Source organism: Verrucomicrobiia bacterium (genome assembly GCA_035574275.1).
Lineage (GTDB): Bacteria > Zixibacteria > MSB-5A5 > DSPP01 > DSPP01 > DSPP01.
The window spans coordinates 42,670-60,844 of sequence record DATLYY010000022.1 but is presented as its reverse complement, the minus strand read 5'-3'; the positions used below and the strand labels follow the sequence as shown (position 1 = coordinate 60,844).

The 18,175-nt window shown below is 54.6% G+C and carries 10 protein-coding genes; 1 reads left to right on the top strand and 9 read right to left on the bottom strand.

Going from position 1 to position 18,175, the window contains the following annotated elements; genetic code table 11:
- The first annotated feature begins 34 nt into the window (after positions 1 to 34).
- Complete coding sequence (locus VNL73_03925) at positions 35 to 412, top strand: hypothetical protein (GenBank protein HXF48562.1); 378 nt, start codon at positions 35 to 37, stop codon at positions 410 to 412.
- On the opposite strand, the gene VNL73_03920 is transcribed toward VNL73_03925, so the two are convergent.
- The 9 genes from VNL73_03920 to porU all read right to left on the bottom strand — a co-directional run bounded on the left by VNL73_03920 (position 413) and on the right by porU (position 18,006).
- Positions 413 to 1,912 carry a hypothetical protein gene (locus tag VNL73_03920; GenBank protein HXF48561.1) on the bottom strand — a complete coding sequence of 500 codons (1,500 nt, stop codon included), beginning with the start codon at positions 1,910 to 1,912 and terminating at the stop codon, positions 413 to 415.
- Positions 1,912 to 4,719 carry a hypothetical protein gene (locus tag VNL73_03915; GenBank protein HXF48560.1) on the bottom strand — a complete coding sequence of 936 codons (2,808 nt, stop codon included), beginning with the start codon at positions 4,717 to 4,719 and terminating at the stop codon, positions 1,912 to 1,914. Before VNL73_03915 ends, VNL73_03920 begins: the two co-directional genes overlap by 1 nt.
- A 445-nt stretch (positions 4,720 to 5,164) precedes the next feature.
- On the bottom strand, positions 5,165 to 5,494 hold the full coding sequence (locus VNL73_03910) for a pyrimidine dimer DNA glycosylase/endonuclease V (GenBank protein ID HXF48559.1): 330 nt from the start codon (positions 5,492 to 5,494) through the stop codon (positions 5,165 to 5,167).
- A gap of 3 nt (positions 5,495 to 5,497) precedes the next feature.
- Positions 5,498 to 6,289 (bottom strand): hypothetical protein, encoded by a 792-nt coding sequence (locus VNL73_03905; protein ID HXF48558.1) that lies wholly within the window; start codon positions 6,287 to 6,289, stop codon positions 5,498 to 5,500.
- A 172-nt stretch (positions 6,290 to 6,461) separates the two neighbouring features.
- Positions 6,462 to 7,226, bottom strand: coding sequence for a hypothetical protein (locus tag VNL73_03900; protein HXF48557.1), 765 nt, complete (start codon positions 7,224 to 7,226; stop codon positions 6,462 to 6,464).
- A gap of 1 nt (position 7,227) precedes the next feature.
- Complete coding sequence (locus VNL73_03895; protein ID HXF48556.1) at positions 7,228 to 8,055, bottom strand: hypothetical protein; 828 nt, start codon at positions 8,053 to 8,055, stop codon at positions 7,228 to 7,230.
- Positions 8,056 to 8,157: 102 nt separating this feature from the next.
- Entirely contained in the window at positions 8,158 to 11,394 is a 3,237-nt protein-coding gene (locus tag VNL73_03890) for a T9SS type A sorting domain-containing protein (GenBank protein ID HXF48555.1), read from the bottom strand.
- Between the two features lie 4 nt (positions 11,395 to 11,398).
- On the bottom strand, positions 11,399 to 14,044 hold the full coding sequence (locus VNL73_03885) for a PorV/PorQ family protein (protein HXF48554.1): 2,646 nt from the start codon (positions 14,042 to 14,044) through the stop codon (positions 11,399 to 11,401).
- 32 nt (positions 14,045 to 14,076) lie between these two features.
- The gene (porU, locus tag VNL73_03880; protein ID HXF48553.1) at positions 14,077 to 18,006 is read right to left on the bottom strand and encodes a type IX secretion system sortase PorU; all 3,930 of its coding nucleotides are present in this window, start codon (positions 18,004 to 18,006) and stop codon (positions 14,077 to 14,079) included.
- Positions 18,007 to 18,175: the final 169 nt, after the last annotated feature.

Genomic DNA, 18,175 nt, shown 5'->3' with positions numbered 1-18,175 from the left:
AAACTAGACGAATAAGTTATTGGAGATGGACGACTTGAAGCAAAAAAGCCTGAACGCGCGGTTGCGCAAAACAAACCTTACTGTATTTGAGGCGCGCGACGGTTTGGTGGAAAGTTTTTGTCTTACCAATCGGACGATTCTGGACAGTGGAAAAATAACCGTCAAGCACGACCAGAAATCCTGCGAGTTGGACCGGATGACGGAAGCCCTTGCCAAAGCGACCTTCCGCGAGGTGGGGGGCGATTACCACATGCCGACCTTGGAAAATCTGTACAAGGTCAAGGATACGCTGGAGGCAAAATTGAAGCTTGCCGCCCGCCCGCAGGAAATTTACCGCCGCCACCAGACCGCCTGCCAGCAGCTTTTGGAAAAGGCCTCCATTCCCGTTTTCGACCACGCCGAAAAGAAGTAGCTACAATTCCCCCGCCAACCGCAGGTAAACAATTCCGTCCTTGATTTTGGCTTTTTCTCCCCAGCCAAAAGCCAGAATCAGCCGGTCATCCCCGGCCGAAATTCCCAAGCCGATGCCCGGCTTGAACGGGTCGGCAACGGAAAGTCCGGAATAGTTTTTGCCGATGGATAGATGGGCAAAATCAAAAAGGCCAAATAGATAATTCCGGACTCCAAGGAAGAACCGGGGCTCTGCTCTTCCCAAAAAGTAGCGGGTGGCCGAAAAGCTTTCATCGGGATACCCCCGCACACTTCCATATCCGCCGAGGTAGAATAAATCCGATCGGGTAAAAAGTAACAGCGGAACGAAGCCGGCTTCTCCCCTCCCTTTTAAAAACAGCCGCCAGTTCCGACCGATGCGAAAAATTCTTGACCCTTCAAAACCAGCCCGCTTTGTCGCCCCCGTTTTTACTTCATTCCCATAAAAAACCCTTTTGTATTGAACCCCAAACCTCAAGGAGAAATACGCCTCTTCTGTTAGACGCCCTTCTCCCTTCCGTACCTCCATGCCCAACCCGTACTGCCGGGCTGCCGTGCTGTCGCCGGCATCTGGCAGGGTTCCCTCTCGAGGGGTCATACGGTCGTACTCAATACTCAATCCACCCTTCCATTTCCCCGAAAGGAAGGCGGAAAAACCGGTCCGGACGGAAAAGCGGAAAAATTGTTCCTCTCTTTCCTCCTGACCTAAATTCCCGAAAACATAAAAGGGGGCCGGGGCCAAAAAGAAATCCTGATAACCAATCGTCAAAAAACGGCTGCGGGAATTGGGACGGCTCCAGCGGAAATCCGCCTCCCGGCCGATTTTTCCAAGCGTGACCAGTTGAACGGAAAGTTCTCCGAAGGCCCCGTTGTCCAAACCAGAAGGCAAATAACCCACTCCTCCTTCCACCCGGTTTTTGGCCCGGCGGAAAAGCGGAAGGTCCAGCCGGGTGGAGGAAAAGTCCGGCGCTTCCACCAACTTCGGTTCCCCGTTCCAGTTCAGTTCGGGAAATTGCTGGGCCCGGTTTTTTAAGCCCTCCACTTCCTGCTCGTCAAAGTAACCGGGATAGAACGCCAGCATACGCGCCAATTGTTTCTGCTCTCCGGCCGAAAACGCGGCGCATTGCAGGCGGGAAACATAAACCGCCGGGCCGGTGACAATGGCCAATTGGAGCCGCGCTTTCCCCCCGCCCGCCTCCTCCACGCGGGGTGAAATTTCGGCAAAGGGGAAACCGTTCTGGGAATAGACGTGCAGAAGGTCGGATATGAGCAGCTCCAGCGTTTCCTTTTGCACCGGTTTTCCCCGCCATTTCCCAGGGGAAAATTTTTTCCACGAATCGAAAATGGAATCCTCCGGAGTCGCCCAGATTTCTTCAAGAAGGTAGGTGGTATCCGCAGAAGTCGGTGCGGGCTGGTCGGCGAACAAAACAGCGGCCAGAACGCAAACCAAAAACGGGACAAGGATTATCGCTTTTGCTCTCATCAGAAAAGATAGCTCAAATGGGTGCTCGCCTGTCGATTGTTCCCTAACCGGGGTCTCTGAGCCCCTGCGAATGAAACGGAAGCTGAAAGTTTCGGCCCCAGACGGTATTCCAGGCTTAAACTGTAATCAAGATTCAGTCCTTTCAGATTGCCGTCCGCCTGTTCGAAGGTGACGGGTTGGCCGAAGACCCGTGTGGCTTCCAGGCCGGCCTCGGCCCGACCTTTTGCCGGAAAGGAGAAAAGCAGCTTTGGAATTGCTGCGATCAAAATGGAGGGCTCGCCGGATGTCCGTTCTTGGTCCCGATAGTAACGCCCCCCCAAGGAAAACGTGACCTTTCGGTTGAAGGAATACAACCATTCATTTCTTATTCCCCACCCCCGAATGTCAAAGGGGGTCCAAAAACCGGCGGCGGAGTTCTTCTGCAGATACTCGACGGTGCAATTATGCGTCAGTTTTTGGCCGTAAAAACTTGAACCGAAACCGAATCTCCGCTCGCTCCGGGCGGTGCCGGCATAAAGACTGCCGGACGATGCGGCCGTGGTAACGTAATTCCTCCGGCTGTTTTTCTCCTGCCAGATGAGCTCCCAACGGGACTTACGGGATTCCGGCAGATAGGAAACGGTCTGCCTGAATTCCAGCTCATGCCGCCGGGTTTCGTTCAGCCCGAAAACTGGAAGGGCGGCCGTCCATTCTTTTGGCCGGACAAAATCGCCGTCAAAAGTGAGATTCGCCCGGTAGGATACGTGCGCCCAAAATCCGGAAGTTGAACCAAAACTGCGATACGGCTCCCAAGCCGCTTCCCAGCTTTGGCGGAAGCGGTAAACGGCCAAGGTGTCCCCAGCCGGTTCGGAGACCAGCGCGTAGTTTCCGTAGGGGTCGGCAACGTATTGTCCATTCTCGTAACGAAAATTCCCATTCCCCCTTCCGACGTCAACGTAGGAATAAACTTCCGAAGGAGTCTCCACGGGGGAAAACTCGTGGAAAAAGGTGAAACGTTTTCCTCCCTCGAAGTAGTTGGTTTTCAAAAATAGATAGGCCCGCCCCAAATCCCTGCCCCCCTCCTTTGCCCGCCGCCAGCCCAAAATCCCTTCTGCATTAAGCTTTTCCCCCAATCGCATTGGAGAACTGCCGATTCGAATTTCACTGAATCTCGAAAGAACTCCCCACGCCAAAGTGCCCGCGGCTGAATTCCCGGCTCCTTCTCGATGCCCGAAGGAGTTTTCCAAAAAATAGCTTTTGTATTCCAGTCGCTGGCTCCAACGCTCCCGAATCTCGAGATTCCGCCCCAAAAGCGGTGTGCCTCGCTCCCGTTCCAATCCGGAGGTGAAGGCCAGCCCTCCCCAGCGCCCGATGAGGGAATTCCTTGTCCGGTAATGCTCGGCACGGTAACTCGACCTCCCCGCCTCCGTCCGGCTGTAGACGGTCAACCAGACGAGCGGGTATAGCGTCAGTTCCGATTCTCCCAACCCGTTCCGCCTGTTATCGGCCATAAAAAGACCTCCCACATTCAGCCGGCTTTCTCCCCAACCCCAACGGGCGAATAGCGAGACATTCCCCTGAGTCTGGCTCTGATTTTCCTCCCCGGGCTGCAAATTCCAGCGATAAGACAATTCGTTTTCCTCCCTTTTGCCGAGGTATTGGAAATCCGCTTCCCGCCGCTTCAATCCCGCTTCCAACCTCACAGACGGGTTTTCCGAGCTCTGCCAGCGCAGCCCGCCGATGTAGCTTCCGCCAGTAGTTTTTACGTCCGCTCGGTTGGAAAAAATGTTGTGGTTGGCCTGTGTAAACGCCGCTTCCGCAAATCCCGAAAAATTCTTCGGCCCGAATTCCAACCCGATACTGGCTCCCCTTTCGGAACTCGGCATCGGCAGGTACAAAACCGGCAGGTAGGCGCCCTGACCCTTGCCGGCGTATTCATAAATCCCGCCGCCGAGATAGCGGTAATCCCCCGGCCTGCCGCGCGCCAAGGAAAAGCCGACCGTATAGTCCCCCGCGCCGGCGCCGACATATCGAAACTGACGGCTGCCGGTCGAATCCAAGAAGGGGGTGTAATCCCCTTTTCCGGTACCGACAAAGACCGCTCCGTCCCGCACGGCGGCGGTCGAGTCGCCGCCCGCCGATGCAAGCCGTTCCTTCTCTTCCGGAGAAAGTCCGCTCAACAAGGGAGAGTCCATCTTGTCCTTGGCGGTAAGATACCCTACCCGGAGCTTGAGGTTTTCCCCTGCAAGCCGGGTGGCGGATTGCGCCGCCGTGATATTTTTGGCATACGGCCCGCTCTGAAATTCATATTCCACCCGGATGCGGGAAAAACTGCTGATGGAGCGACGGGGGGTAAAGGTTATTGAACCCCGCTCGTAATCGACTTCATAATCTGCTCCTCGCCCGGAAGCAAGCTGCACCCCATCGAGATAAACCTTTTCTCCTCCCGGCACGATGAAGCTGCGGCCGGAGGCAAAATAATAAGGCCCCTGCTTCCCTTCCTGCCCGGCTAAAAGCACGGTGCGAAACTCACCTGGCCCGGAGCCGAAAGCCACCGCCAGGCTTTCCTTGGGCGTATGAACGGCCGCCCCCAATCCGGAAATTTTCCGCTCAAAATTCATAAAACTTCCGGCATTTTTTTTGAAAAAGACATCACCCAAGCTTAGATTTCCCTTAGGAAAGTTGAAGCCGAATCCAATCTGGTCGAATTGCTCCAGCTTTTTGGAAAAACTCCCCGAACCGGAAGGCAGATTCCGATCCGACAAATTGGCCGAAAAGCCAACCCGTTCGGAAAGCTTCCCCTTCAAAGCCAACGATAAGCTCTGCATAAATTCCGCCTCCCCCGCTGGGGAATAGGTCAACCCGAACGATTTCTGCCCGGAAATAAGCAGCTCCTCTTTTTGAAAACCGGTCCGCTTGTTCTTTGCCGGTAAAACTGGCTGGGGATGTAAAGCAGCGCTGGAAGCGCTGCGGCCGGCCTCCAGTAATGGCCGTAATTGATAGCGGGGCAACAAATTAAATGAGAGGATTCGAGTATTGCCTGATCCACCACTCAGGAAAATTCCTCCTCCGCTTGCAATATAGCCGGATTCATAGTCAAAAAAATAATCTGTGGTCTTTGGAGTCAGCCATTGAAATCCAGGGTATACATCCACTGGCGCGGAGCCGTCATTAAACAACTGAGCAAAAACGTTGACAGCAATCAAATACATCGAGACAAGCTGTACGGCAAGGGAAAAAAGGATTCCCCTCGGGATTGACCTTGATACAGTTTTAAACATCACAATCGCACTTCTTCCCTTTAAGAAGTCTTCGCTGCTCGACCATAGTGTTTACAAATTCATTCTGTCTGGTTCGGCCCAAGGCAAGCTTTTTGGACAACGGCGTGCTATGCCGATAACCCCTGCGTTCAAACTCCCCAACCAGCATTTCATGCCGCCGATAAAGCGCCTTTGTCTTTCCCCGCCAGCGCAGGGTTTCCGGGTGGCGGGCATATCCCTCTTTCCCCTTGGTCAGAATTGTCCAGAGCGCATGCAACTCGCGATGTTCGCCCAAAAGATGCTGCCGACACAGTTTCTTGGGCGGAATGTCCCAGATGCGCATGTGTTATTCCAATCCTCTATTTCCTTCTTCCGTGGAAGACTTGGACTTGGGCTGTTTGAGCTGAAAAACAAGAATCGTATTGGAGGAAGGCAAAAGAAAATACACTTTGCTTTGCACAACCTGGAAATCCATAACGTTTTTGAACACCGAATCCAGTTCGGCGGCCTTCCAGTTTGAAAGTACGACCCCGACGGTATTCAAAACCATGACTTCCGTGTAAGGCCAGAAGGTGGCAAGGAAGTTTTCGCCAAGGGGCGCCGCGCGAAGCCCTTTGCGAAAGCTAAATGACCTTAAAAGATTTCCATACCGGTCCATCATCATTAAAGCTCCCAATGGATCGGTGGCCGCCAGCTTCCCCCCTTCCACTTCAAACGGGAAGGAATAACGAAAACTTTCGGGCAGAAAGACCGGCTTGGTGGTAAAACTCTGACCTTCCGGCTCGAGCTTCCATATCTTCGATTGCAGTCCCGCGGCTACAAATAAATCCCCCCAAGAGGTTGCTGTCAGACCGAAAAAAGGCTCCAGCTCATCCTTGCCTGCAAGGGAATATTTGCCCACCAAATCCAGGGACACGTCGTAGCGATAAAGCGACCGTCCCCGACCGTCAAGCAAAAGAACGTCCCCTTCCGGAGTCAGGGTAAAAGCAACGTGGCGGTGTGTTAAAGGGCCGGCAGTTAAAACGGAACGGATAAGCTTGCCGGCACTGTCAAAACGGCAAATTTTCCCTTTTTCGTGAAAGAGGAAATAAAAATTTCCGTTTTGACCGACCCGGAACTCCAAGTCCTCCGCGGACATTGTTTCCGCCCCTTGAAAAATTGCATTAAAATCGAACCGAATATTTCCTGTTTTCTCCAGCCGGTACAGAGCGTATGACGAATCGATTTGGCAGAAAGAGGCAGTGCCCGAGAAGAAAACAAAAAAGACCCCCGCCACTCCCCCTTTTGCGAGAGGAGACAGCCGCTTCATATTAAAAACTGCGGGATAAAACGAGGCGTCCGCCCGAAGCGGACGGCTCAAAGAACACTTCCAATTCGCCGGAAGATGCTTTTGAGTTAATTCTTTTTGCAATACGGTAAGCGTCGGCGGCAGCCACCAGCCGTTCCACGCCCAAAAGCGCCAGCGTGAAAATCGCCCGGCGGTGGGCCGTTTTGCTGGAATTGCGCATCTCCCGGTAGGCCCGCATCGATTCCGGCGAATCCCATTGCCAGTTATAAAAGGCGATCTCCGGGTAAAATGGATTGGCCAGGTTGGTGACCCGGCCGATTTTGTTGTACTCGTCCCGGTTTTCATAGAAGGTCAGACTGCGCCAGAATTGCTCATCCTTCCCGGCGGGATCCGCCCCAGCATGAACGACGGCGTAGTTCTGATAATCCCCCTCCCGCTGGTTGGAGTACCACAAAAACCCCGCAAAACTTGTCCACCCCGCCGCCTCGATGCCGAAAAAAACTTTGGCCCGGTTCCGGCTTCCCAGATACCAGTGCCCGCTTCCGGGCAAGAGAACCGAAAGCCCGGCCGCCTTCAGTGTCGAAACTTTTCCCTTATCTTGAATATCCAGCGGCGTTTGGATTTCATCATCCGGCTGAAAACTGCTGTCTAACGACACGGATTTGTATTCCGCCAATCCTTTCAACAGAACCGGCTCGGAGAAAAAAATCGGCCCTCCTGTTTTATCCGCCTGCGCGCTGATGGCCAGAGTTAAAACCGCAAAAGCAGGAATCAAAACTTTTTTCATATTAGAATCGGTAGATGGCGGAAAGTTTCGGCATCCGCTCTCCGTTGTAGCGGACAAGCCGCAAACTCAACTCGATTTCCCGGTCCTTGTCGAGTTTACGGTTAAACCGCCGGGCGCCAAGGGCCGCATCCACGGCGGCCACCAGACGGTCTGCCAGCGAAACCACCAGCCCTATTTTTGAATTGGAAAACGAACTGTTGGCATCCGCCCGCATACCAAGGTAGCTGCGCCGGTTGGCCAAATCATCCCATCCGGCAAAAAACTGGTCGTACTTCCCCAAGCTTTCGTAATATTCAAGGTTTCTAACAAAGTTTGAGGTATCCTCTCCATTCCGGGTGGGTATGTGGTGGCTGAAAATAAAGCCGGAATCTACCCTTAAAAAGGCTTCCGACTCGGGAATGTTGTACATCCTGCTATCATAGGCCCTGCCAGTGGGATCAAAATCGGAGCGAGACGAAATACCCAATGCCGTATCCAGGAATACAAAATAACTGCTTGGATTCCAATGCTGGTCGGCAAACACCCGATACTCATTCTCCCGCTTGTTTCCCTGACTACGAAATCCGAAATAGGTAGCCCAACCGGCCACATCTACTAAAAAGAAAGGGATGGCGCGCACCTTTTCACCAACGTAAAACTGTCCGGCCCCGGGAACCAAAAGTGAAAGCACGGCCGCCTTCGCCACGGAACGCTGCTTGGGTCCTTTCTCTTCCGTTCCCGGCAAAAGCTCCTGCGCAGAATCCAAGGCGAGCGGTAAGAATGCATAGCGCCCATACAGCACCTGCTGTCGGTAAAGCTGTTCCACGCTCGCACTCGGAGTTTTTGCCAAAAGCACCCCGGGCAGCAATAAAAAGAGACCTGCTGCCAATCCCGTTGAAACTCGGAAACCTGTTCTACTCATTCATCCCTTTCCATTTCATTTTAAGAAGACCTATTTTACCACCGCCACCTTGCAAAACACCACCTCGTTTTTCCCGGCGGCGTTGACTTCCAGCCGGCAGAGATATACTCCCGCCGCAAAACCGGAGCAGTCCAACTGTACTTCGTTGTCGTTCCCCGCTTCCGCCGGGACACTTTGGGGCTCCTTAATCCGGTTGCCGGCCATGTCGTACACGCTCAAAGTCGCCGTGCCCGGCGAGTTAAGCCGGTAACGTAATGCCGTCATCCCGCCCAAAACCGGGTTGGGATAGTTGTAAAAAGATTTACCCGCCACCAATGCTCCGCCTCCTGGGCCAGAAAGCAAAACATTCGGCATAAAATTCGAACCCGAAAAATTGTGCCTCGCCTGCCTCCAAGCCAGCGAATCAAAGCCGAAACCGGGTACGTTATATCCATAGACGAAACCGCTGACATCACGCGCAAAGATTTTGCCATTTTTTGTCACGGCGGGCAAAGCATCCATACCGGCCCCCGTTCCGAGAACGAAAGCCGCCTCTCGCTCCAAAGTACCCGGAAAGTACAGATTTCCCCAAGGCAAACCGCAGAGCATATCCAGCCCGTTCTCGCGTAAAGACAGGTTCGTCAGAAGCGGAACATTCCCACTGATTGGCCTTTGCCGGTCCACACTTTTGGGGAAATCGGAAACCAGAAACCCATTGGTCTGATAGGCGACAATTTGATTGTCAAAAGCAAGTACAATCACCGGCTGCCCGGTTGTGGCGCTGTGACTCCAAACCGGCTGGGGTAATTCGGTAGTCCCCAAATTGACGGGAAATCCGGATGCCGTATTGCCGTTCCCATCCAAAAGATATAGTTCTCCTGCGCCAGTCGTAAACGCTATTAAAAGCCCGCTGTCCCCTTGTGTCAGTGCCGGTGCGGAAACGCTGTCGACGGCAAATCCTTTTGGCCAACCCGCTACTGAACCAATTCCTTTATGGACAAAAACCGAATCATTCCGATCGGTGGTGACAAAAAGATTTCCAGAAGAATCCAAAGCCGCCCCGATAACCGATCCCTTAAATTGGGCGGAGTCCCGTGGAATGCCGGTGTTTGAAACCAGAAATCCCTTTCCAGAGGATGTTCCGACGAAGATAATCGGGTTCGTAAAGGTGTCGATCTGTCCGGCGAGAAGACAGGTTACGCTCCCGTTTCGTAAATATCGAGGAAACCCCGGAAGAATATCCGCCAAGCTGTCGTTATCGGAATCGGTCGAGGCAAAACCCCAAACGGCACCGGTGGTAGAACCAACAAAAATCTCCGTGGTTCCATCGTTGTCGATATCCACACCCACTGGTCCAAAAGAAAAAGCCGCATTGGGATTGGTGGCGGCGTTGGTGTCCACTCCGATCACGGCAAATGGGAAAGAAATGGTATCGCCGTTAAAGGCCAGCCGCTTTCTTTCAAATTCGTTGGGGATGAATTTTGAGCCATCCTGATTCCAAGCCAAAAGAAACGGCCCGGAGATGGCCAAAACCTCTTCCGACCCATCCCCATTCAAATCCCCCAAAACTGGCGGTTCTTTGGGTGAAAAGGGGGCGGCATATTGCGGCCAGCCTGGCAGAAGATAATCGGCGGATACCGAGAGGCTCATCACTGTATCCGCCGGGCCGATGCCCGTGACAGAAATCCCCGTCTGCCCCCCGAATTTACTCCGCGTGGAAGGATTGGATGTGGGCGTAAAGGACGTATTATTGGGCGCCCAATACATATCCTCCGCAAAGCCAAAAGCGCCCGTGTAATAGTTGCCGCCAAAATCGACAAAGCCATCCGCTTCCTTCAATTCCAAAAACCGTCTCGCCGGGTTGTTATTGACGGTATTGCAGACAAACCGGCTGTACAAATTTCCCAAATCGTCGGCGCAACCCGCCTCCAGCGCAACGGCCTCATCCACATGCCAGATGAGGATTCCGGAGCCGGGCAAAAGAATGTCATACTCCGCGGTGAAAACCGAGCTGTCCGCATCCGGCCGGGCCGGCCCCAAAACTACGCCGGTAATCGGATCCACCTTCAACGCCGATCCAGAAAAGGAGTCGAAATCCACCGCCCGGTTTTCAACCAAAAAATATTCCTGTTCGGAAATTGGAATTTTGACCGCCTCGGTGCCGCTTCGCGGCAACTCCCCGGCCAAAAGTGAGAGATTAAGCGGTCCGCGGGTGACCGCCAAGGTGTCCAAAAACCCCAAAAACGCCCGCGACCAAGCATCCGGATAAACCGGCAGAAGCCCCGAGGCCAGAACAATCCGCCCTCCGTCGTCCCGGAAATCAAGCTCCACGGCCACATCCTGCCCGTTGTTGTCCATCAGCGAAAAATCCCCCACCTGGGTAAGGATGGTTTCTGTGTTGTACAAGTCCACCAACCCGAGTTGGTGCCCGAATTCGTGGGCAAACGTCGCATTCAGCCCGACCACGCGGTTGTCCTGCGACGGGGACTCCGGCATAATCATCCCCTCCGTGATGACGGTGCCGCCGTTATCCACAAGCAAGGAATCCCCCAGCCGCAAAAACCCGGTGAAAAAATCGTTCGGCGTATTGCCAAAAATATCATCCTGCCGGCTGCTGCCGGCGTGGAAAATGACCAACGACTGGTAAGCGGAAAAATCAATCTGAGGGGAAATCGAATCCGCCAAGCGCACGGCATCCTTGAAAAAACGGGAAATTTGGATAACTATGGCTGAATCGGCATACGGCCCGCCGCTTCCGTAATAGGCGTGCGGCACGGGTAACTGGTAGGCCGAATCATCCGCCGGCGGCCAAACTTCTCCCGTTATCTTCAGTTTTCCGTTGGATACGGCCTGATAAAACCGGTCCAGCGCCTGAATGTGGCTTTCAAAATATTTCTTGTCGTGCGGGGCCGGGTCAACCAGGTGTCCTTCCTGTGTCAGGAACTCCAGTTGGGTCCGCCGGTCAAACGCCCCCAAACCGGTGGTGGTTGGATCGTCCGGTATCTCCTGTTGAAATTCCACACGCAACGCCAGAATTTTTAAGGTTTCGACCGCCGCCGCCGTGGTAGGTCTGGCATAAGGCAGCGCGCCAGGATTCGGCCGCGAAAGCTTGAGCAGGTTTTTGGCTGAAACCGCACTTTTGAATCCGGGTTCGGCAATCGGTTCCCGCTTTTCGAGTTTGACTTTCTTTACGGGCCAGTGGGCCCCCCACACAGGGGACAAAATGAGCAAAAACCAGCCGGTGCCGAAAAGCCACCGGCTGGCCCGGAAAAAACGGCTCGCTTGCACTCCTCTAAAACCTTCCAACCACGGCCAGCCGCAGCGTATTGGCCAGGGCCAAGTTTTTGGAGGAGGGGATATAGGCAAGGTCAAACCGAAAATTCCGGTACTGCAAGCTGGTTCCCAAGGTCATGTATTTCAACTGTCCGTCCGGGTCGTACACGTATCCCATCCGGCCGGCGAAATAAGACCCGTACCAGTATTCCAGTCCAAAATTCCCAATCGACTCGTCGAACACCGATTTCATAAAACTCTCGCTGGTGTCCCGGCTGACCAAATCTCGGTTGAAATCCGCCAAAAGCGTGAGTTTGTTGTAGGCCGATTCAATAAGTTTATACGAAAACCCGATTGCCAGGTTGCGCGGCAGCGGGTCCGCCTGCGAAGCGTCTATAAACTGCAGTTTCGGCCCGATATTGGTCAATGCGGCGCCAAACGTCAGCTTTTTTATAGGAGTGTTGTACAGAAGGCCCAGGTCAAGGGCAAACGAGGTCCCCTGCCCCTTCCCGATTTCCCGCCCGGCGCCGGAACTTGCCAGTTTGCTTAAAATAAACTTTCCGGTCACCCCTCCGGTCAGCGACTGCGAAAGGCGGGTGCCGTAGGTGACCCCGATGGAACCCTCAAAGCTGTCAAAATAACCGAGCGTATCCCCCGTCTCGGCAATGCGGGTATTCCGCCCGAGCGAAAGAAAGGTGACCTGCAACCCGAAGGTGCCGACTCCTGAAAAATGCCGCAGATAGGCCGGGACATCGAAAAACAAGTCCTCGGCCAGCTCCGGCAGCCATTTGGAATGCATCAACCCGACCTGCTGCCAGGGGCGGGCGTAAACGGTGACCTGTTCGCCTGTGGCGAAAAATCCGTCCGCCCCTTTGAACTGGGCGTCCACCGTCGGCACCCGCGCCAGCCCGGCCGGTTCGTACCGCTCAAACTCCTTGCTGTTGAATTTCAAAACGCCGAATTCCGTCCCCATCCAGACCGCATCAGAACCTGCGTATAGGGTGGTAATCCGGCTGCCGGCCGGCCCGGAATACAGCCATAACTTCTGTTCGGGAAAAACGTCGTCCGTGGCCAGCCGGTTATATGCTTTGACCCGTTCAATCCAGCGCGCCAACCGCTGGGGGTTGGAATCGCGGGTGAATTTTTTGGCCACCTCGAGGATGGTTTTCTCCCGGGTGACCGTAAAACGCTGGTACCCGAAGCGGGCAAACTCCCCTTCGGCAAAACGCCAGACCCCCGCTTCCGTTCCAACCCAGAGCACCTTGGAAGGGTCAACGGCCAAGGCGGTTAACGGAGTAGCAAAGGCAAGGCGGTACGGAAGATAGATTTTCTGACCGGTCGCCAATTCCGAATTCTCCAAATTATTCAACCGTCGGACTTCCGCGACAGCTTCGGCAAGGCGCGTCGAATCGAGCCCCGGCACAAATTGGCTGATCAGTTTTTCCAGTTCGGGTGAAACCCCGGCGGTTATCTCATAACGATTATTCCATCGTTTTCCGTCGTAATAATACAGGTCGTTGTCGGTAATGGCCCAGCCGTCCCGTTCGCCCGAAAACACCATCTTTTTGAATCCACCTTCCGGGAATCCCCCCTCGGCGTCAGAAATCGTCCAGCGGCCTCCGGAAAGGGAAAAAAGGGCCTTGGAATTGGCCAGCCAGACCGTGCGGGCCGGAGAAACGGCCAAATAGCGGAACGGCCCTTCCGGCAGACCCTGTTCGGAGCCGTAGGAATTCCAGCTCTCCCCGTCAAAACGGAAAACTTCGCTTTTAGTAGCCACCCACAAAACCCGCTCATCGCCGGCAACTGCGACGAGGGAATCTTTGAACGCAAGGTTGTAGGGCAAAAATACCCGATCCGGCATCGCGTTGGCCGAAGCTTTCCGGCAGGCCGCCAGAATGCCGGAGGCCTCCTCCACGGAAATCCTCTGGTCCTCAAGCGCCCGATTCGAGGCCGTTCGAAGCGCCACCAGACCCGACGGCACGATTAGGGCTTTGTCAAAGCGTTCCAACAGCCGGTCGAACGCTTCCGCCAGCTTTTCTTTCTCGGAATCGACAAAATCGGGGGGCAGGGCCGAGAGCACGCCATCCTTGAGCCCGACCAGTTCTGGATAGGTGAAGCGGTTGTTCACTTCCGCCACCTTGCGAACCAATTCCGCCAGTCGTTCCGGGGAAACCCCTTCCGTTCCGCCCCGCACCCACCGGGCAACGATTCCTTCCAAGGTTTCGCTTCCCTGCACCTCGTGCAAAACGCCGCGGCTCCACAGACCGTCGCCCGAGGGCGCAAAATCGGTATTTTTGGACTTGCCCCATTCCATTCGCAACAGGTTATCGCCCGCCAACACCCAAACGTCATAGCGCTGGTAGTTCATATCCGGCACATTGTTCCGCAATAGCGCAATCTGCCGGATAGGCCCCACACCCTTCGGCAGGGGGAAGGTAAGCCAGTCCGGGCTCATCGGATAGCGTCCCAATCCCGCGGGATTGAAATGCATCGCCGAATAATCGTCCGCCAGCCCGACAAAGGCATCCCCCATCCCGGCGGGACGCGTTCCGGTGGAAATGCGCAGGGACAAGGCACCCGCCTGCCGCAAAGAAGCCCAGACCGTCTGGGTTTCCATCAGAACAGACAAGGTGGTGACCAATCCCAAGAAAAGCACCCTTTTCATTAAAACCTCCCTTATTGGTTTCCTTTTTATTTTCATCGCATGACTACTAATTTGCCGAACTCTTCGGTTTCTTTGGAGGCCTGCCGGGCGCGGATTTTATAGATGTAAACGCCCGAGGCCACCCGGTCTCCGTCGTTGTCCCGTCCGTCCCAGGTGGTGTCAAAATTGTAGCCGGCTCGGGTGGCCGTGGAGCGGATGGTTCGTATCGCCCGTCCCGCCAGCGAAAAAATTTCAACGACGACCTCATCTGCTGCGGCCGAAAGGGTGTAGCAGAAATTGGTCATATCTTTCATTGGATTGGGATAGTTCAAAACACCCGCCAGTTTGAGTTTTTCCGCGGCGACCACTTCCAGCGGCATTTCCAAAACGGCGGAATTGTTGGCCCCGTCCCATGCTTTGATGCGCAAGGTATGTGGTCCTGCAGGGAGCTCCGGCACGGTGAAAGCGGCCTCACCCCGGGAGAAGGAACCGGCTTCGTAGCGGAAAATTCCCGTCAAATCGAAACTAATGCCGGAGGGAAAATCGAATTCTGCCGTAATTGTATGAGCCGGGTCGCCGGTGATGTTGATCCCGGACGAATCTTCCAGCAAAACGCGCAGGGTGACCCCGGTCGAAACCGGTTCCCCCGGCTTAAGGGAGGCGCCGCCCACCGTGACCAGCCGGATGGCCGGGCCGGCCGTATCGGTGGAGGCCAAAGCTGAACCGGAAAGGGGGATCGAATCCCGGTTCCCGGCGGCATCTCCTGCATTGTTCCAGGCATAGGCTGATATTCGCCCGGTGCGCGAACCATAGCCGATGTCCTTGGGTACGACGAACTGTAATTGAAAGCTTCCGGCCGACACGGAGGCTTCCCCCCGGTAAATCATGTTTCCGGGAAGCGCATAATCCACCCGTATTTCCGGCGCGCCGGCGAGGGGATGGGATTTGAAGCGCAGCCCGTCAAACACGGAAAGCGCCACAGTCCCGTTGAAGCCGGTGAGAACATTGCCTGCCGTGTCGGTTATTTCGCCGGAAACAAGGGATACTTCCAAAGCGGAAAGGGAATCGGGTGCGGACAGCCGGATGTTGTGCGCCGGCCGGGCCAGATGCATCGCCGGGTCGCCAAAAAGCAGATAGCGCCGGTCGTTCGTATTGGGCTGCCTTAAAAGCTTCGCCAGATAAAACGCCTCCCCGATGGAAAGGGAATCCGAGGCAAACAATAAATCAAAAACCTTGTTGTTCAAATCGGTGTTGGCCCCGGCAAAAACCACCCGCACGGCGGCAATCACTGCCACCGCGCCGCCGTTCGGATTTTTCATCAAATCCTCCCCCATCCCTTCCGCCAGCGGTTCGACAAAGGTGTTAATTTCACAGGAAGCGGCATATACCAAAGGAAGCCTGCCGCCGTTAAACAGACGGGGAACATCCTCCTCCCGTTTGAAAACCCGCTCGTGCGCCCAGACGTTCGGGTTTCCGTGGCCGATGTAATCAATCAAAAGATGCCCTTCGTTCCAGGCCTTTACAATCGCCTCCTCCGCCTCCGGTTTGTGCCGCAGCCCGTCGAAGGGATAGTCGAACAGATAAATCTTATTCCGGTCAAAAACAAACGGCAGGTGCCGGTTTGCCATCTCCTCCGCCTGGCTGGTATGAAATCCCTGCGTTTGGGAAGCTCCGGCAAATTCGTCATCCGCCACCAACGTCACCCGGTTTCTCCAATTTCCATATTCCGGGGACGCCTCGTAGTTGCGTATCTTGTCCGCTATGATTTGCAATTCGGAAACGTTCTTCACCGGCCAGCGGGCAATGGTCATATCCAGAAACTGGTCGGCTGAATCCAGGATACCGGGATTGCCGAAATACAAAAAACCCTCGTCCGAGTTGCTGGAGGCGTCAAAGGCCTGATCCACGATAAACGGCGGAACAAAATTGACCGTTCCAGTGCCCAGGATATTGCGGAAATCGTAGGTCGCGTCCCCGGCCAGAAGCACAAAGCGGGGCTTGGGGTCGCTCCAGTTCTCCCGCGCAAATTTGAGAAAGTCGCGAACGGCCACGGGGTCCGGCAACCCGCCAGAAAAGTTGTTGTAAATCTGCTCCACATCAATTTGCTGAACGTCAAGCCCGCTAACGGAAGCCCGGTGGGCGGCATATCCGGAAAGCGCGGACCGGAAGGCCGCCGGCGCGATGAGGATGAATTCTCCTTGAGTGTTCGCCACCGTCAAGTCCACCGGCGGTTGTCGCTGCCAGGAAAGAGTCGGTGTCTTGTAATCAGCCGTTGAGGTGAGAACAAAAAGCCGCTTCGCAGTTGCATCCACATCAAAAGACAAAACCCCCGAACCGTCCCGTACCCCTCCCGTTAAAACGGCGGGAACGAGTCGGTTGGTCACGTCCCAAAGGACAAAATTTGCAGGCGAGCCGCCGATTTGAAATTCCACCATCCCGGGACTCGATGGCGTCTCAAACTCAAAAAGTGGGGCGGAATATGCCGGCGTCCGGCTGTACTGGGCTTCGAGAAAATCAAAATGGCTGAATCCGTTCCCCATGGTTCCAAGCGTCAAATCCACCCGGTTCAGACCCGTTTTTAGCGCACCGGTTTCGAAGCGGGTAAGGCCCAAACTGGGGCCGATGGGGAAAGCTGAAACTCCATTGACACGCAGGGAGACTCCAGCAGAAAGATGTTTCACTCCAACCGTGTCAAAACCGGCAACCATTTCCGGTAGGTTGAAAAAATAGGATTGGTTCGTCCCTTTGCCGCCGTACCAGTTGTAATAGTCGCTAATCTCCCCCAAGTTGTCCGTCGCCAGCAGTCGGTCCGACTCCAGATGAAAACGGGCCGGAAATGAAGTTACAACAGGTGACGTGCCCGTCGGTGTAACATCCTGACTGCCGGCGCGCAAAGCCGAACCAGCAAAAGTTCCACCCCAAGTCAGCCAAAAAACCTGCGCGGTGGTGTAATTGTTTTTGCCGAACGAAAAAGCTCCGCTAAGCGTGTCGTAATCCCACCCCTCCGCACTCCATCCGTAAAATCGAATTTGATCACCGGCATCAAAGATGCCGTCTTGTTCCCCCGCCACCTCAATCGTCAACTCGTGCCATTGGGGGCGGGGAATGTTGTTGAACGCCGGCAGTGCCCGCCCTCCTTGGCAGAACATGCGAATCGTGCGAGGGTCGATGGAGGTAACGGACACACCTGCCGCAGCAAGCATATTCCGGTCGATACGATAAATGCCGTTTTCTGAAAAAATCACCTTCACCCAATTGGAAGACTGGCCAAATGGAGAACTGAATGCCGCCGCTTTGGCCAGTTTGCCGCTTGCCTCCGGACGGCCGCGAAATGCTTTTGCCTGTTCGTAATTCAAAACCCCGTTTCTCAAAACCTTTTCCCAAGAGTTGGAGGTGGAACTCGAAACAAACCGTTCCAGTGAATTCATGCGGACTTCTACCTGAAGTTTTTCGGCCACCCGGTAAACCCCGGCGGCCTCATCGTACCGGGCCGGAAACAGTTTTAGCCGCAATACCCGTTGGTTCCCAATCCAGAACGGCCGGTCGGGAATCACCCGGCTTTCCATACCCATTCTCTCTTCGTTCAAGTCGTAATTATCCATTGCCATTAGGTTTTCTCTGTCAATCGGCCGGCCGTTTTTCGCCGGGTTGGAAACAGCCACTTCAATTTCTCCGCCGGCCAAAGCCGTAACCTCGGGACGGGCATCGGGCGGGATCCCAATCAGAACTACCCGCACCGGCAAATCGTATCCTCCACTCGCCGCGGTCCGGGCACAATTGCTGATGCCCAGCTTCTTGGTCTGTTTTCCGGTAGTGGCTGAGTCAAACCCTTCCGCCAATTCCAGCCGCACATTGGCCGGCTTATACTCAAACAAAATCCCTTTTTCATCTGCCCGCACGATTTCAATATCCTCGTATTCCGCGGCCTGCGTAATCCCCGCCGCCAGCGCCGTGATGATCAAAAGAGTCAGTCGTTTTCCCATAAACAAAAAAGCCGAAAAGGGGTTTGTCGCCCTATCGGCTATGTTTCCCAATTTTAAGCGGCCTTTTGATGCCCGTTGCAGGCCGACAAACCGTTACCTAAACCTTCCCGGCAAAACTCCTTTCGTTGCTATACAAGGTACTATCCCGCCCCGAAATGTCAAGCATTAT

Excerpts from the sequence above, each read along its gene's own strand:
- VNL73_03915 (HXF48560.1), bottom strand. The coding sequence starts at position 4,719 with ATGCAGAGCTTATCGTTGGCTTTGAAGGGGAAGCTTTCCGAACGGGTT.
- VNL73_03900 (HXF48557.1), bottom strand. The coding sequence starts at position 7,226 with ATGAAAAAAGTTTTGATTCCTGCTTTTGCGGTTTTAACTCTGGCCATC.
- VNL73_03920 (HXF48561.1), bottom strand. The coding sequence starts at position 1,912 with ATGAGAGCAAAAGCGATAATCCTTGTCCCGTTTTTGGTTTGCGTTCTG.
- VNL73_03885 (HXF48554.1), bottom strand. The coding sequence starts at position 14,044 with ATGAAAAGGGTGCTTTTCTTGGGATTGGTCACCACCTTGTCTGTTCTG.
- porU (HXF48553.1), bottom strand. The coding sequence starts at position 18,006 with ATGGGAAAACGACTGACTCTTTTGATCATCACGGCGCTGGCGGCGGGG.
- VNL73_03905 (HXF48558.1), bottom strand. The coding sequence starts at position 6,289 with ATGTCCGCGGAGGACTTGGAGTTCCGGGTCGGTCAAAACGGAAATTTT.
- VNL73_03910 (HXF48559.1), bottom strand. The coding sequence starts at position 5,494 with ATGCGCATCTGGGACATTCCGCCCAAGAAACTGTGTCGGCAGCATCTT.